The following is a 15,536-nucleotide window of genomic DNA, read 5'->3' on the forward strand; positions in this document are numbered from 1 at the left end:
ATCTTGCCCAGCGTCGCCGGATGATCACGGCATGCGCGGCTGCCCCGGGCGCAGCGGTGGCCGGCGGACGGTGGCCCAGACGATTTTTCCGGTGGCGGTCGGGGCGCTCCCCCACGACGCGCTGAAGCCCTCGACGATGAACAGGCCGTGCCCGCCGGTGTCCGGGTCCGGAAGCCGCATGCGGGGCAGGTCGTGGCTGCCGTCGCGGACCGCCACGATGACGTAGAAGCGCCCGAGTTCCACGGAGAGGCCGATTTCGGTACCGGCGTGCTGCACCGCATTGGACACCAGTTCCCCGGTGACCATGAGCAGCGGGTCCAGCAGCGCCGTGACGTCCCAGGCGCGGCAGGCCTCCTCGACCACCGAACGGGCCTGCTCCACCGACGTCGACAGCGGCAGCAGGAACGCGTGCCGCCGCCGCGGCGCCGGATGCGCGGCGGCCCCGGCCAGGGCGGCCCGGATCGACGGGGCGGTGGCGATGCTGCGGCAGACGGCGACCCGCCACAGGGCCGCGGCCATCGCCGGCGTCGCCCCGCACAGCACGAGCAGCGCGCCCTCGTGCTCGCAGCGGTGCTTGAGCGCGGCGAACACCGCGAGCACCAGATCGCCGTCGGCGCGCAACTGCGACGCGTCGATGAGCACGAGGTCGGGGCGCGCGGTGAGCGCCTTGCGCAACGCCTGCCGCAGCACCGGAGCCGTGGCCCGGTTCAGCAGGCCCTGCGGTTCCAGCACGGCCAGCGGGAAGTCCTCGACGACCGGGCACCGGAGGCCCTCGCGGCCGGATGGCATGCCCGCCCCCTCACGCCCAACGAACTCCGTGGACCTGTTTCGCATCCAAAGATCGGTAAACATCCCGCTACGCTCCGCGCACATCCCGGGGGAATGTGGCGCTCTTGCCCCCGGCCCGTCAGCGGGCGAACGATCTGGACGCGGGCCGGGTGCGTGGGGAGCAGAGCAGGCCGAGCGCGATCATCCCGAGTCCGAGCACCAGATGCAACCAGGCGCCGGGGACGAACAGCCCTCCGACGAGCATGACCATGGGGACCTCCTCGCATCGACGACGATTTCGGGGGGCCCACTTACCGAGCGCTGCCGCACCAAACGTTTTGGTTGCCCGCCGACCTCGCGGGTAGCCGATCCACATCCCTTCAAGGAGGCGCGGGTCGCCCGGAAGAGTGACGCGCCGGTTCATCGCCGGATATGACGCGGGGGCGGCCACGCCAGGTGGCCGCCCCCTCCGTGCCATGCGGTGCGCTAACGGCTGGTGTCGCCCTCGCCCGTGCGCTCCTGGGCCATGTCCACGCCCTTGTCGATCTTGTCCGAGTACTGCTCACCGGTGCGCTTGTCGACCTGGTCGCCGGCCTTGTCGAGGCCCTGGTCCACCTTGTCGTCGTGCTTACCGGCGAATTCCTTGGCCTTGTCGAGGAGACCCATACGACTGCCACCTTTCGTTCTCGGGTACGCCGTTCGAGTACCCGCCCAGATCCCGGGTACTCCACAAAACGTGCAAGATCCTCCGACCCGCCCCCGCGTCGTCGTCATCACCGGTGCCTCGAGCGGCATCGGCCGGGCGTCCGCGCTGTCATTCGCAACCACTGGAGCCCATCTCGTACTGTCGGCGCGCTCCCGCCCCGCCCTGGAAACGGTCGCCACGGCGTGCCGCGAGCGGGGCGCTCGAGTCGAGGTGATCCCCGCCGATCTCGCGCGACCGGAGACCCTGGACGCGATCGAGGAGACCGCCGTGCGCGAGTTCGGCCGCATCGACGTGTGGGTCGACACGGCCGCGGTCATGGCGTACGGCCGCTTCGAGGACGTCCCCGCCGACGTCTTCGAACAGGTGGTCCGCACCGACCTGCTGGGCGCCGCAGCCGTGGCCCGGGTGGCCCTGCGCCGATTCCGCGCCCAGCGCCGCGGCACCCTCATCTTCGGCGGCTCGCTGCTGGGCACGATCGCCACCCCGTACACGAGCGCGTACATCACGAGCAAGTGGGGCCTGCGTGGCCTGGTCCGCGTCCTGCAGCTGGAAACCCGCGACGCCCGCGACATCCACGTCAGCCTGGTGGCCCCGGGCGCGGTCGACACCCCGATCTACCGCAACGCGGCGAACTTCGCGGGCCGCATCGGCCGCCCACCGCCGCCGGTGGACAGCCCGGCCAAGGTCGCCCGCGCCATCGTGCGCTGCGCCGACCACCCCCGCCCCGTGGTCACGGTCGGCGCGACGAGCCGGCTGATCCGCTTCGGCTTCGTGGCCACGCCCCGCTTGTACGACGCCCTGGTCGGTCCGCTCATGCGCTTCGCCGGCCTGTCCCGCGAACGCGTCGCCCCCCACAACGGCAACGTCTTCGAATCCGCGTCCGCCGAGGAGGTACGCCAGGGGCGAGCGAGCCGGCCTCAGACGTAGTGCTGGAGCTGGCGTTGCAGGGCGGTGATCGCCGCCGCCAGGTCGGCCAGCGCGCGGGCCTCCGGCGACCCCGGCGGGCACTGCCGGCGCAGCTTGGCCACGTCGGCGGCGAGCGGGGCGAGGGAGCGCCGGGCGTTGCTCGCCTCGAATGTGGAGATGGGCCTTCCGGTGTACGTCGACACGATCGCGTTGTGCCGCCCGATGAGCTCGCGAGCGCGGTGCACGCGCAGGTCGGCGGCGACGCGGCGGGACAGGTGGTCGATCGAGGCGCGTAACGCTCGGGCCCGGTCGCGGTACTCAACATCGTCGTCGAGGCGTTGCAGCAGGTCCGAGGCGCGCCGAAGATCGGCCAGCACCGGCCGCAGGGCCATGCCCGTGCGTGGTGGGCCGGTGACGATGGCGCGGTGGATGGCGTCGGCCTCCAGCAGGGCGGCTTGCCGGCTGCGCGAGTCGATGGCACCCGCCCGGTCGAGGGCGGTGCGGGCATCGCGCGCATCCGCGCGCTCCAGCGCGGCCGCGGCCTCCTCCAGTTCCTCGTCCAGCAGCCACGCCAGCACCTCGTCGAGCTGGCCGGGCGGCAGGTCGCGGCCGCTCGCGTACGCGCAGACGAGCACGAACAGCCGGTCCTGCTGCCCGAGCTCGGCGACGCCGCGCAGGATCGTCCAGGCCGTCTCCCGATCGTGACGGCGCAGCGCGGAGCGGGCCGTCTCCAGACGCGCGGCCGCCACCGCGCGGAGGCACTCGCCCAGCACGTCCTGCGCGAGGGAGCCGTCGGACGGGCGGGCCAGGCGGACGGCCGCGCGCGCCGCTTCGAGGCCCAGTTCCGGGTCGCCGGCGAGCGTCAGGCACCGGGCGCGCAGCGCCAGCGCGGGAACCGAGTCCGGGGTGTCCCGGAGTGCGGCCCCGATCAGCGTGGCGGCGGCGGAGCACTGCCGGGCATCGAGCAGCAGCGAGGCGCGGTACAGCAGCTCCTCGAGGGACAGCGCCGCACCGACATCAGGAAGCTCGTTCACCAGCCATCGAGGTTAGCGCGTTTCCCAGGCCCTCCACAGCCGTGCGTACGCGCCATCGGCCGCGACCAGCGCCGCGTGTGTCCCGGCCTCTCCCACCCGGCCGCCGTCGAGAACCACGATCAGGTCGGCCGCCGCGGCCTGGGTCAGCCGGTGGGCCACGATCAGCGTCGTGCGCCCCTGGGTCGCGGCCAGCGCCGACTCCTCCAGGTCCCGGGCGCCCAGGGATCCCGCCTCCGCCGTGGCCTCGTCGAGGATCGCCACCGCCGGATCGGCGAGCACCACCCGGGCGAGTGCGAGCTGCTGCGCCTGCGCGGCGGTGAGCGGATGGCCGCCCTCGCCCACGACGGTCGCCAGGCCCTCCGGGAGCGACGTGGCCCAGGTCAGAGCACCGACAGTACACAAGGCGGCCTCTGCTTCCGCGATCGTGGCGTCGGGACGGGCGAGCCGCAGGTCCTCCACGAGGGGCCCCGCGAACACGTGCGTCTCCTGCGTGACGATGGCGACGTGCGGCGGGCCGGGCGGCGCCCCGCCCACGGTGACCGTGCCGGACGTGGGGCGCAGCAGCCCGGCGGCGATCGCGGCGAGGGTCGACTTGCCCGCCCCGGTCGCGCCCACGAGCGCCACCCGCGTGCCGGCCGGGACGGTCAGCGACACGCCGTGCAGCACGTCCTCCCCGTCGTCGTACGCGAAGTGCACCCCGGACAGCGCCAGCTCCACGGGACCCTCGACGGGCGCCGCCGCCACCTCCCCGGCGGACGGCACGCCGACCACGCCGACCAGGCGGGCCAGGGCGGCACCCGCGGCCTGGATGTCGGCCGCGCTGAACAGCAGGCCGCCGATCGGGTTGAACAGCCGGTGGAACAGCACGGCCGCGGCCGCCGTCTCGCCCACCGTCACCGCGCCCGCGCGGACCAGGGAGAAGCCGGCCACCACGATCGCCGCGACGCCGACCAGCTCCGCGCGGTTGACCCGGCCGACGAGGCGCGTGAAGAGCTTGAACACCGAGTACTCCACGTCCCGCGCCCGCGCGGAAGCGACGTCGATGCCGCGCAGGTGCCGGTCCTCGAGCCGGTACGCGTGCACCGTCGCGCGGCCGAGCATGCTCTCCACCAGCAGCCGGGCCCGGTCCGCGATCGCGACCCGCTGTTCGCGGTACCCCGGGGCCGAGCGCGGGAGGTACCAGCGCAGGCCCAGGACGTACAACGGCAGCGAAACGGCGCCGGCCAGCCCCAGCCGCCAGTCGATCCCCGCCATCGCGACCAGGCTGAGGACGGCCAGCAGCACGGAGGAGATCATGGTCGGCAGGATCTCGGCGACCACCCGGTGCACGGCGGCCACGTCAGGGCCGACCCGGGCGAGGAGGTCGCCGCGGCCGGCGCGTTCGAGGGTGGCGGTCGGCAGGCGCAGCGCGCGCTCGACGGTGGCCTCGCGCAACGTGGCGAGGAGCCGTCCGCCGGTACGGGCGACCAGGTACGCCGCCAGCCCGCCCGTCAACCCGGCCACGAGCGCGGCGACCCCGATGACCGCCCCGAGGCCCACGATCGTGGCCGGCGCCGCCCCGGCGCGGACGCGGTCGACGAGCACGCCGAGCGCGGCGACCGGCACGATCGCCGCACCGGCCCCGACCAGCCCGACGGTCACCGTGGACAGCACCTCGCCCGGACGCTCCCGCAGCCGGCCGCGCACCCAGCGCCACGTCTCGCGCGCGGTCGCGGTCGGCAGCGTCATCGCAGCACCGCCCGCGCGTAGTCCGCGTCCGTCGCGCACTCGCGCGCGGTCGCGGTCGGCAGCGTCATCGCAGCACCGCCCGCGCGTAGTCCGCGTCCGTCGCGCACTCGCGCGCGGTCGCGGTCGGCAGCGTCATCGCAGCACCGCCCGCGCGTAGTCCGCGTCCGTCGCGCCGAGCGAGGCGTGCGTGCCGGTGGTGCGCACCCGGCCGGCGTCGACGACCACGACCCGGTCGGCCACCGCGAGCAGGGCCGGGCTGCTGGTGACGACGAGCGTGGTGAGGTCCTTGCGCAGCGCCCGCACGCCGAGCGCGACCGACTGCTCGGTGACCGCGTCGATCGCCGTGGTCGGGTCGTGCAGCACCAGGATCGGCGGCCGGGCGAGCAGCGCGCGGGCCAGGGCGAGCCGCTGCCGCTGGCCGCCGGACAGTCCCGCCCCGCGCTCGTCGATCGCGTGCTCGAGGCCGGCCGGGTGCGCGGCCACCACCTCGTCGGCGGCCGCGGCCCGCAGCGCGGCGTCCACCTGCTGCGGGCCGGCGCCCTCGGGGGCCAGGTTCGCGGCCAGGTTCGCGGCCAGCGTTCCGGCGAACAGGTCCGTGTGGTGCGGTTCGACGTGCAGCAGTTCCCGCGCGGATTGCAGGTGCTGCAGGTGTACTCCACCGAGCCGCACGGCCCCGCCGAACTCCTCCGGTGCCACCCGGCCCGCGAGGAGCCGGACGAGGGCCTCGGCGTCGGCCGGGCGGTAGGCCACCAGCCCGACGAACTCGCCGGGCCGCAGGACCAGATCGAGGCCGTCGAGGCTGCCGTGCCGCGCGTCCGCGACTTCCAGGGTCGTGTCCCCGGCCGCCGCGAGCGTGGCCTCGGGCACCACGTGCGGCGCGTTGACGACGAGGGCCACGCGCTCGGCGGACCCGCGGGCCTCGGCGATCCAGCTCGGTACCGCGGCGAGCATGGCCAGCGGCTCCATGAGGAACTGGGCCAGCCCGATGACCGCGATGAGCTCGCCGACGCTGATCCGGCCGGTGAGCGCGAACCAGCCCGCGAGCACCGCCACCCCGCAGGCGAGCAGGCCGCTGGTGGCGGTCGCCGCGGCGAGGTACGCGCCCTGGGTGCGGGCCGCGCGCAGCGACGCACCGAGCGAGGCCCGGCTGACCGCGTGGTACCGGCGGGCGGCCGCGCGCTCGGCCCCGATGCCGCGCAACGGCCGGATGCCGGCGACGAGATCGGTCGCCAGCGACGAGGCCCGCCCGGCGAGGTCCTGCTGGGCCTCGACCCGCCGCGCGATCCGGGGCCCGGCCAACTGCAACACGCCGAGCACGATGGGTGTACCGGCCAGCACGGCCACCCCGAGCCGCCAGTCGAACGCCACGAGCGCCACGGCACAGATGAGCGTGGCGGTGACGGCCCCGGCGATGCGCGGTACGTAATCCAGCAGGTACGACACGTTGTCGGCGTCGGTCGAGGCCACCGTGAGCAGTTCCCCCGCCCGCAGCGGCGTCCGCAGCCCGCGCGGATGCAGGATCTTCGCGGCAAGCTCGTCGCGCAGGGAATACGCCTCGTCGGTGATCGCGCGCATGAGGTGCCGCCCGCCGAACCGGTACGCCATCGACAGCAGCCCGAACAGCACGGCCAGGGCCACGACCCAGACCACCAGCGCCCGCCCGTCCCCCGGCGCGACCGCGCGGTCGATGCCCACCCCGATGAGGATCGGCACCAGCGATTCACAGACCTGGTGGCAGCAGTACAGCAAGGTGCCCAGACCCAGGTGCCGCCGGTTGCGCGCCAGCGCACGGCGCAGAATGCCGGGGGCGCGCAGGGGTCCGGCGTGCGAGATCACCACCGGGGTGAGGGTAGCCTAAGTCGTCCGGCATGATCAGACCGGGCGCGGCTCGACCTGCACGCGAACGACCACGGTCACATCGAAGCCGTCGCATCTGCGTCATTGTCGCGGTGTTTTGCGCGCGAACGGCCGGGTAAGCGGCTGCGAATGAACATCGATCGCGCGTACGGCTTCGACGCGCCGCCGGAGGTCGTGTACAGCACCCTCACCGACCCCGCCCGCCTCGACCGCTGGCTCCCGCGCGGCGTATGCAGCGAACAGGCCGGCCCGGACACCATTCGCATCCGAACGGCCGGCACCGTGCTGAACTGCACTATCACCCTGACCCCGGCCGACCTGCGCCTGCAGTGGCGCCTGTCGGACCACGAGGGCGTCCACGGCACCGTCCGGGCCGCCGACGCCCCCGCGGGCGGCACGGAACTGCACGTGACGATCGAGGCGCCGGACACCGCCCTCGACGCGGACCGCACCGGGCAGCTGCTGGCCGACGTGATCCGCCGCCTGCAGCGCGACGTCGAGGACAACCTCACGCCGGGCTGAGGAACCGCAGCAGCGCCCCGGTGAGCGCCGCGGGGTTCTCCTCGGCGACGTGTTGGCCGGACTCGATCGGCTCGCCGCGCAGGTCCGGGGCCCACGGGCGCCAGATCGGGGCGTCCGGGTCTGCGTTGAGGGCCCGCTCGGGCTTGTCGGGCTGGGCGAAGAAGAACCAGTGGTAGCAGTCCCGCGCGAATCGGGCGTCGCAGCGGGTCAGCGCGCCGACGTCGATCCGCTCGTCCGTCAAACCCGCGAACCCGCCGCTATTGTACCCACTGACGAGCCGGATACGTACCGGCCCGCGCCCCACCCCCCGGGACGCGGGCCGGTCCCGGTCAGCGGACGGCGGCCAGGATCAGTGCGGTCACAGCGCCCGGGCGGCTCACCATCGCGGCGTGCGACGACGCGACCTCGACCGTGTGCGCCCCGGCCCGCTTGGCCATCGCCCGCTCCGCCGCCGGCGGGATGGCCTTGTCGTCGCGGGCGACCAGGTACCAGGACGGGACGGTCTTCCAGGCCGGCGGACCGGACGGGGTGATCAGCGAGATCAGCGCGGCCGGGCGCTGCGTCGCGGCCATCACCGCCGCCTGGCCGGCCGGTACGTCGGCCGCGAAGATCTGCCGGAACGTGGCCTGCTTGATCGTGGCCTCCTTGTCGGCGCCGCCGCCGACCTCGGGCGGCAGCGGCGGTGCGCCGGGGTAGTCGCGCAGTTCCACGTTGTCCAGCAGGGTGGAGTGCCCGCCGCCGAGCTCGTTGGCCTGGGCCACCGCCTCGCCTTCCGCGAGGGCGTACGCGGCGATGTAGACCAGCGCCTTGACGTTCGGGTTGCCGGTGGCGGCGTTGGTGATGACGGCGCCGCCGTACGAGTGCCCGACCAGGACCACCGGGCCGGGAATCTGGGCCAGGACCGAGCGCAGGTACGCGGCGTCGGATGCGAGCCCGCGCAACGGGTTGGCCGGCGCCACGACCGGGTAGCCGAGCTGGGTCAGCGCGGCGATGCTGGCCGCGAAGCCCGACGCGTCGGCGAACGCCCCGTGGACGAAGACGATCGTCGGTTTCGGCTTGCTCTGGTGGGCCAGGGCGGGTTGGGCGGTGCCGCCGAGGATGCCGCCGGCGGTGACCAGCGCGGCCACGGCGGCGAGGGTGCGTCGCTTCACGCGAACCTCCGGTTGAACATCGGGGCGGTGGCGCGGACCTCGCGCCAGGGGGTGGGTCGCTTCACGCAAACCTCCGGATGAACGTCAGCGCGGTGTCGCAGACCTCGCGCCATCCGCTGTCGATGGTGATGGAGTGGCCGCGGTTCTCGATCGAGGCGATCTCGGTGATGCCCGGGTTCTGCGACTGCAGCTTGTACGCGGCGCGGTTGATGGCGGGCGGCGAGGTGTTGTCGCCGATGCCCTCGATGATGAGCAGCGGGCCGCGGTCCGGATTGTGGTAGTCGGCCTTGGCCTCCGTCCACGGGTTCAGGTTCGCGGCCGCCGCCTGGAACAGCGGCTCGCCCGAGGCCGGCACCGCAAACTCCTTGTAGAGCTGCTGGGCCTCCTCCTCGCTGACCGCGCTGGCGAAGGCGAAGCGGAACTGGTCGTAGGTGAGCGGGATGGCCTTGTGCCGGTTGAAGGGGTTGCCGAGCACCGGCGACGACGCCTTGAGCGCGGAGAACGGCAGCGGCAGCACACCCCGGAACGGGGCCGAGTCGATCGCCACCGATGCGGCGGCCAGCCCCCGGCCGGCGACGATCATGGTGAGCAGCCCGCCGAACGAGTGGCCGATGATCGCGGGCTTGCGGTGCAGCCGCGAGATGACCTCGCTGTAGTGGTCGGCGACGTCGCCGACGCTCTTGCCGGCGAACACCTCCGGGTGGGCGTTGGCCTCCTCGACCGTCTCCGGGTCGTCGGGCCAGCCGGGCGAGACCGGGGCGTAGCCGTTCTCGGCGAACACGGCGGCCCACCGGTCCCAGCTGCTGGGCAGCAGCCACAGGCCGTGGATGAACACGACCGGGCGTCTTGCTGAGGCGTTGGCCGCCTCGATCTGGTGTTCGACAGTTGCGGTGACATCCATGCCGGTGACGCTATGGGCGCGGGCGGCCCGTCAGCGTACGTCGGATGACGTAATGACGGCCGCCAGTTCGGCCCGGGACTTCACGCCGACCTTCGGGTAGATCCGGTACAGGTGGGTGCTGACCGTCCGCGGCGACAGGAACAGCCGCTCGCCGATCTCCTTGTTGCTCAGCCCGTCGGCGGCGAGCCGGGCGATCTGCTGTTCCTGCGGGGTGAGCGCGGCCAGCGTGTCGACGGGCTTGCGCCGGGTCTCGCCGGACGCCCGCAGCTCGGTCCGTGCACGGTCGGCCCACGGCACCGCGCCGAGGGCGTCGAACGTGGCCGCGGCGGCCCGGAACATGGCCCGGCTGTCGGCGACGCGGCGGGTCCGCCGCAGGTGCGCGCCGTACGCGAGTTGCAGCCGAGCCCGGTCGAACGGCCACTCGGTCAGATCGGCGGCCAGCGCGGCCGGGTAGCCGTCGGTCAGCACCGCCCGGGCGTAGGCCAGGCCGACGGCGAGGGCCGGCGACTGGCTCTGTTCGGCGATCGGTTCCATCTCGGCCGTCACCGCGGCGAGCTCGTCGCGTCGACCGGCGAGCGCGGCCGCCTCGGCGAGGTGCCCGAAGCTCACCATGCGCAGCGGCGCGTGGTAGGCGGGATCCGCCGGATCGAACAGCCGGGCGAGCTCGCGGTAGGCCTCGTCCGCGCGACCGTCGGCGAGGGCCGCGACCCCCCGGACCCGTTGGACCAGGGCGAGCATCGGGAACCGGCGCAACGCCTGCAGGACCTGCTCGGCGGCCCCGGCACGGGCCCGTGCCGCGTCGGTGTCGCCCCGCAGCGCCTCGGCCAGGGCCAGGGACAGGCTGCCGGCCAGGGCCCACTGCGACTGCGCGGTCTCTTCCGACAGGGCCACGCACTCCGCGGCCACCGGCACGGCGGCCCGGGCGTCGCCGAGACCCGCGTGCGCGTAGGCCACGGCGTTGAGGAGCTGTACAAGGATGCCGATCCGGCCCTTGGCCCGCACGTCCGGGATGCTGGCCTCGGCGAACGTCTTCGTCAGGTCGAACGCGCCCAGGGCGTTGGCGGGGGTGGCGAAGTCGGCGCGTTCGGTCGAGGAGAGGTCGAGCCGGTCGACCGCCTGCCGCATCAGGCCCAGCCCGGCCGCCCCGCGCCGGACCGGCGCGATCAGGGTCACGGCCTGGACCCGGGTCGGCTGGTCGGGCGGCCCGTCGATGGCGTCGGCCACCGCCAGGAAGCGGCGTTCGGTCTCGTCGTCGACGCGGTCGAAGAAGATGCGCAGGCAGACCTGGTGCAGCGACAGCAGCGCCAGCGCGTGGTCGCCGTCGTCGCGCATCGCGTCGATCAGGTCGGCGTAGACGCCCAGTCGCGGCGCGCCCGGCCAGACCTGTTCGGCGTGCGCCTCCCGGAACCAGGCGAGCGCGGCGCGGTCCGACCCGCGCAGCGAGGTTTGGTCGATGGTGGCCAGGAGCTCGCGGATCGCGGCCCGGTCGCCCCGCGAGATCAGGATCTCGACGGCGAACAGCTGCCGCCGTCCGCGTTCCGCCGGATCCTCGCTGAGCGTGATCGCGCGTTCTATCGCGCCGAGCGGGACGGTCACGTCCAGGTACCGCGAGCGGAAGGCAAGGTCGGACAGCTCCCGCGCCAGCGCCTCGTCCGGCCCGGGCGAGGCCGCGGCGCGGTGCCAGATCTGGCGGTCGGGATCGGCGGACACCAGCCGCGCGAGCGCGGCGTGAACCCGCCGGCGCAGTCCGGCCGGCGCCTGCTGGCGCAGTGCCGAGCGCAGCAGCGGATGGCGGAACCGCAGGTGGTACCGCTCGTCGACGGCGACCAGCCGGGCCGCCACGGCCGGTTCGATCGCGTCCGCGGCCACCGGCGCGCCCTCGACGAGGGCGGCGGCCGCCACGATCTCGTGCAGGTCGTCGTGGTCGTCCAGCGCGGCGATGCGCAGCAGCAGCTGGGTCACCGGCGGCAGCTCGGCGACCAGCCCGCCGAAGGTGCGCTCCACCCGGGTGCTCAGCGGCAGCGACGTGGGCAGCAGCGCGGCCCCGCCGGACCGGGCGGCCGCGGAGCCGAGCTCCACCACGCCGAGCGGATTGCCGGCCGCCTCGTCCAACACCCGGCCGCGCAGCGACGGCGCCAGTCCCGGCGCGACGCGATCCAGCAGCTTCGCCGCGTCCGCGCCGTCCAGCGGTTCGACGCGCAGCTCCGGCAGGCCGGCCGCGGTCAGCCGGCGGTCCATGTCCTCGCCGTCGCGCACGGCCATGAGCAGCGCGATCCGGTCCGACTCGATCCGCCGGCCCAGGAACGCGAGCGTCTCCCAGGTCGGGCCGTCCAGCCACTGCGCGTCCTCGATCGCGAGCAGCGCCGGCTCGTCCGGCTCGGCCAGCAGGTCGATGACGTCCAGGGCGGCCCGGTACGGCGACCCGGCCGCCAGCCGGGTGCGCACCAGCGACTCGAGCCCGGCATACGGTACGTGCACCTCGCCCTGCACCGCGGTCACGGACAGCACCCGCATCCCGCGTTGCGTTGCGGCCCGCATGCCGTACTCCAGCAGGGAGGTCTTGCCGATGCCGGCCTCACCGCGCAGGACCAGCGCGCCCCCTTGCCGCCCGGCGGCGTGATTGAGCAACGCCTCGAGCACCCCGATAGGCTCTTGTCGTCCGACAAGTTCGGTCACATCGCCAGCATGCCGCCCGGGGCCGTTCCGGGGCGAGCCCGCGGGCCCGGGCGCGCACGGCCGGAACACTGGTCCGCACGGGCAGGCAAGGAGGAGCCGATGGCGCTGACGCTCAGCACCGCTGCGTTCGCCCCGAAGGACCGGTTCGAGGTGCTGCGCACGGCCGTGTGGTCCTCCCTCGTGCGCGTCGAGCTCGGCTTCGACCCCGAGCCCCCGGTCGACGCCGACCTCAGCATCCACCAGCTCGGCCCGCTGTCGGTGTGCACCGCCGTCTCCAACTGCACCGAGATCCGCCGCACGGCGAGGCTGATCCGCGACGACGCCGAGCCGGCCGTCTTCCTCGGCCTGCAGCGCGCGGGCACCAGCGGCATCGTCCAGGCCGGCAAGGAGACCGTGCTGCACCCCGGCGACCTGGCCGTCTACGACTCGACGAACCCGTACGTCCTGGTCAATCACGTCGGGGTGAACCACCACTACTTCCGCATCCCGAAGCGCGAGCTGGCCCTGCCCGACAGCGTCATCGCCGAACTGGTCGCGCTGCAGCTCGACCGGGCCAACCCGGTGACCCGCCTGCTGTCGGTGTACCTGCAGGGGCTCGTCGCCGAGCTCGCCGGCGGCCCACCGCCGGGCGTCGCCACCCCGACCATCGAACTCATCCGCGCCGCCGTCGCGGCCCACTTCCCCGGCGAGGCGCTGGTCCGCGAGCCGCTGCACGAGACCCTCCACCACCGGATCATGGCCTGGTGCGAGGCCCACCTCGCCGAGGCGGACCTGACCCCCGCCCGCATCGCCGCCGCACACCACATCTCGGTCCGCCAGCTGTACACGGTCCTCGGCCGCAACGGCATCGTGCTCGGCGACTGGATCCGCGCCCGTCGCCTCGAACAGTGCCGCCGCGAACTCGCCACGGCCGCGCCGGGCGTGACGGTCGCCGCGATTGCCCACCGCTGGGGCTTCGCCAGCGCGGCCCACTTCAGCCGCGTCTTCCGCGCCGCCTACGGTCAGTCACCCCGAGCCTGGCGCGAACGCGGCCGCGGCTGACCCGCGCCGTGTCCGCGCCGCCGTGTGATGCTGGGGGTTCACTGCGCGACCGCGCCGGCGCCGACGTGATCCTCACGAACGGTGGGAGGGCGAAAAGCACGGCCGCTACGTCGCCACGTTCCCGACGCCCGAGGACTTCGCCCACCACGCCGGCACGGCCTGCGGGTCACCTCGACTCAGGGCACGTTGTAGAGGTTCTCGCAGCCGTTGCCGGACAGCGGCCCGTCGACGTCCGGGGCGCCGCCGACCACGTGGGTGCCGCCGTCGGCCCAGTCGGCGGGGCCGCCGTTGCACAGGATGTAGTCGTTGCCGGGGCCGCCGTAGATGGTGTCGCTCTCGTCGTCGCCCCAGATCACGTCGTCCAGGGCGCCGCCACGCAGCACGTCCTGGTCGGCGCCGCCGTGGATCTCGTCGGAGCCGTTCTCGCCGTCGACGTGGTCGCGGTCGGTGTACTCGCCGTCCGGGGTCGGGACGCCGCTGTAGATGAGGTCGTTGCCGTCGCCGCCGCAGACGACGTCGTCGCCGAGCAGGGCGTAGATGCGGTCGGGGCCGCTCGTGCCGATGATGAGATCGTCGCCATTGGTACCGAACGTGTCTACGCCGGGCTTGGCGTAGATGACGTTGCCGATGGTGGGCATGCCGGGCGCCGTCGGGAAGTACGGGTTGCCGAAGCAGTCGGTGGCCTGGATCGGCACCGGTCCACCGGCGGCGGCCGGGTGCGCGGCGGCGAGGGACAGCACGGCGCCGAGGACGATCGCGACGGGGCGGAGGGTACGAGTACGCATCGGAAGGCTCCTTTGGTTTTGGGGTGTTGCCCTGCATTCCACCCGCGGCCATGCGCCCGGTCTGTGTCCTTCGACCCACCCGCCGTGACGGCAACCCGACGCGGCCGGACGTACGAGACCGCGGGGACCTGCCGTCCGTGGCGCGTTGAGCGGCAAGCCAGGGTCACGCGTACCCGATTCCGGGCGGACGCGTCCGGCAGCTCCGCGACGTGCTGTCCGGGTTCAGCGCGCACACCACGGCATCGGTGAGCGGCCGATGCGCGACGACATGGTCGACGGCGGCCCGGTCGACGTCGACCTCGTATTCACCGCGGCATGACGCCGGCCCGGTTCGGCGTCAGCCGGTGATGAGCGGCAACTCGGTGATGAGCTGCTCCACGCGGCGCTTGATCTCGTCGCGGATCGGGCGGACCGCGTCGATGCCCTGCCCGGCGGGGTCGTCGAGCTTCCAGTCGAGGTACCGCTTGCCGGGGAAGACCGGGCAGACGTCGCCGCAGCCCATGGTGATGAGCACGTCGGAGGACTCGGCGGTGTCCCAGTCGAGTTTGCGCGGGGTGTTGGCGGTGATGTCGATGCCGACCTCGCGCATCGCCTCGACCGCGACCGGGTTGATCCGGTCGGCGGGTTCGGAACCGGCGGAACGGACCTCCACCGTGTCGCCGGCGAGGTGACGCAGCCAGCCGGCGGCCATCTGGGAACGGCCGGCGTTGTGCACGCACACGAACAGGACGGTGGGCCTCATCGGCTGGTTCCTTCTGCGGTACGGACGACGGACGGGTAGAGGGCGAGCAGCAGTCCGACCCCGATCGCGAGGCCCACGAGCTGCGCGGCGATGAAGCCGGGCACGGACGCGGGTGCGATGCCGGCGAAGGTGTCGGTGAACGCGCGGCCGATCGTCACGGCCGGGTTCGCGAACGACGTGGATGACGTGAACCAGTACGCGGCGCCGATGTACGCCCCGACCGCGGCCGGGGCCGCCGACGCCCGGCCGGAGCGGGCCAGGGCGAAGATGAGCAGCAGCAGGCCCGCGGTGGCGACGACCTCGCCGACCCAGAGGTGCCCGGCGCTGCGGTCCTTGCCGGAGAACGCGACGGCGGGCAGACCGAACATGAGATCGGCGAGGATCGCACCGGCGATCGCGCCCGCGGTCTGAGCCGGGATGTACGCGGCGAGGTCGCGGCCGGACAGCCCGGTGCCGCGGGATCGGCCCAGGAACCAGTCCGCGGCGGAGACGACGGGGTTGAAGTGGGCGCCGGAGACCGGGCCGAAGGTGAGGATCAACGCGCCGAGGGCGAAGGCGGTGGCGACGGAGTTCTCCAGCAGCTGCAGGCCGACGTCGTCCGGGGAGAGCGTGGTGGCCATGATGCCGGAGCCGACGACGGCGGTGACGAGCAGTGCGGTGCCGGCGAACTCGGCGAGCAGCCGCCGCCACAGGGCTGGGATCACGGTTCAGGAAGTCCT

16 protein-coding genes are annotated in these 15,536 nt (G+C 73.9%); 3 read left to right on the plus strand and 13 right to left on the minus strand.

Annotation, left to right across the window (positions count from 1 at the left end; translation table 11 throughout):
- Positions 1-24: 24 nt before the first annotated feature.
- From ACQP00_RS29815 to ACQP00_RS29825, 3 genes are all read right to left on the minus strand, one after another.
- Complete coding sequence (locus ACQP00_RS29815; protein ID WP_433201020.1) at positions 25-789, minus strand: STAS domain-containing protein; 765 nt, start codon at positions 787-789, stop codon at positions 25-27.
- Positions 790-907: 118 nt separating this feature from the next.
- The gene (locus ACQP00_RS29820) at positions 908-1,039 is read right to left on the minus strand and encodes a hypothetical protein (RefSeq protein WP_433201023.1); all 132 of its coding nucleotides are present in this window, start codon (positions 1,037-1,039) and stop codon (positions 908-910) included.
- Positions 1,040-1,254: 215 nt separating this feature from the next.
- Entirely contained in the window at positions 1,255-1,434 is a 180-nt protein-coding gene (locus tag ACQP00_RS29825) for an antitoxin (RefSeq protein ID WP_433201026.1), read from the minus strand.
- Between the two features lie 70 nt (positions 1,435-1,504).
- On the opposite strand from ACQP00_RS29825, the gene ACQP00_RS29830 reads away from it, so the two are divergent.
- The gene (locus ACQP00_RS29830; RefSeq protein WP_433201029.1) at positions 1,505-2,401 is read left to right on the plus strand and encodes an SDR family NAD(P)-dependent oxidoreductase; all 897 of its coding nucleotides are present in this window, start codon (positions 1,505-1,507) and stop codon (positions 2,399-2,401) included.
- On the opposite strand, the gene ACQP00_RS29835 is transcribed toward ACQP00_RS29830, so the two are convergent.
- From ACQP00_RS29835 to ACQP00_RS29845, 3 genes are all read right to left on the minus strand, one after another.
- Entirely contained in the window at positions 2,392-3,414 is a 1,023-nt protein-coding gene (locus tag ACQP00_RS29835; RefSeq protein ID WP_433201032.1) for a hypothetical protein, read from the minus strand. The two genes, ACQP00_RS29830 and ACQP00_RS29835, sit on opposite strands and share 10 nt — an antisense overlap.
- Before the next feature lie 12 nt (positions 3,415-3,426).
- Positions 3,427-5,142: an ABC transporter ATP-binding protein gene (locus tag ACQP00_RS29840; protein ID WP_433201035.1), complete on the minus strand. Its 1,716-nt coding sequence runs from the start codon at positions 5,140-5,142 to the stop codon at positions 3,427-3,429.
- Between the two features lie 132 nt (positions 5,143-5,274).
- On the minus strand, positions 5,275-6,981 hold the full coding sequence (locus ACQP00_RS29845) for an ABC transporter transmembrane domain-containing protein (protein WP_433201038.1): 1,707 nt from the start codon (positions 6,979-6,981) through the stop codon (positions 5,275-5,277).
- 147 nt (positions 6,982-7,128) lie between these two features.
- On the opposite strand from ACQP00_RS29845, the gene ACQP00_RS29850 reads away from it, so the two are divergent.
- Entirely contained in the window at positions 7,129-7,521 is a 393-nt protein-coding gene (locus ACQP00_RS29850) for an SRPBCC family protein (RefSeq protein WP_433201041.1), read from the plus strand.
- Here ACQP00_RS29850 and ACQP00_RS29855 read toward each other — a convergent pair.
- The 4 genes from ACQP00_RS29855 to ACQP00_RS29870 form a co-directional block, all read right to left on the minus strand.
- Positions 7,508-7,762 carry a hypothetical protein gene (locus ACQP00_RS29855; protein ID WP_433201044.1) on the minus strand — a complete coding sequence of 85 codons (255 nt, stop codon included), beginning with the start codon at positions 7,760-7,762 and terminating at the stop codon, positions 7,508-7,510. The two genes, ACQP00_RS29850 and ACQP00_RS29855, sit on opposite strands and share 14 nt — an antisense overlap.
- 88 nt (positions 7,763-7,850) lie before the next feature.
- Positions 7,851-8,672: an alpha/beta fold hydrolase gene (locus ACQP00_RS29860; protein WP_433201047.1), complete on the minus strand. Its 822-nt coding sequence runs from the start codon at positions 8,670-8,672 to the stop codon at positions 7,851-7,853.
- A gap of 61 nt (positions 8,673-8,733) precedes the next feature.
- A complete protein-coding gene (locus ACQP00_RS29865) occupies positions 8,734-9,573 on the minus strand; it encodes an alpha/beta hydrolase (RefSeq protein ID WP_433201050.1) in 840 nt (279 codons plus the stop codon).
- Between the two features lie 30 nt (positions 9,574-9,603).
- Positions 9,604-12,249, minus strand: coding sequence for a LuxR C-terminal-related transcriptional regulator (locus tag ACQP00_RS29870; protein WP_433201053.1), 2,646 nt, complete (start codon positions 12,247-12,249; stop codon positions 9,604-9,606).
- A gap of 99 nt (positions 12,250-12,348) precedes the next feature.
- Between ACQP00_RS29870 and ACQP00_RS29875 the strand changes: the two genes are divergently transcribed.
- Positions 12,349-13,290: a helix-turn-helix domain-containing protein gene (locus ACQP00_RS29875; RefSeq protein ID WP_433201056.1), complete on the plus strand. Its 942-nt coding sequence runs from the start codon at positions 12,349-12,351 to the stop codon at positions 13,288-13,290.
- 176 nt (positions 13,291-13,466) lie between these two features.
- Here ACQP00_RS29875 and ACQP00_RS29880 read toward each other — a convergent pair whose 3' ends face one another.
- The 3 genes from ACQP00_RS29880 to ACQP00_RS29890 all read right to left on the minus strand — a co-directional run bounded on the left by ACQP00_RS29880 (position 13,467) and on the right by ACQP00_RS29890 (position 15,521).
- A complete protein-coding gene (locus ACQP00_RS29880) occupies positions 13,467-14,075 on the minus strand; it encodes a calcium-binding protein (protein ID WP_433201059.1) in 609 nt (202 codons plus the stop codon).
- Positions 14,076-14,412: 337 nt separating this feature from the next.
- The gene (locus ACQP00_RS29885; RefSeq protein ID WP_433201062.1) at positions 14,413-14,817 is read right to left on the minus strand and encodes an arsenate reductase ArsC; all 405 of its coding nucleotides are present in this window, start codon (positions 14,815-14,817) and stop codon (positions 14,413-14,415) included.
- Positions 14,814-15,521 carry an aquaporin gene (locus ACQP00_RS29890; RefSeq protein WP_433201065.1) on the minus strand — a complete coding sequence of 236 codons (708 nt, stop codon included), beginning with the start codon at positions 15,519-15,521 and terminating at the stop codon, positions 14,814-14,816. The genes ACQP00_RS29885 and ACQP00_RS29890 overlap by 4 nt, the downstream gene beginning before the upstream one ends.
- Positions 15,522-15,536 lie beyond the last annotated feature (15 nt).

Source organism: Dactylosporangium sp. CS-047395 (genome assembly GCF_050942185.1).
GTDB lineage: Bacteria > Actinomycetota > Actinomycetes > Mycobacteriales > Micromonosporaceae > Dactylosporangium.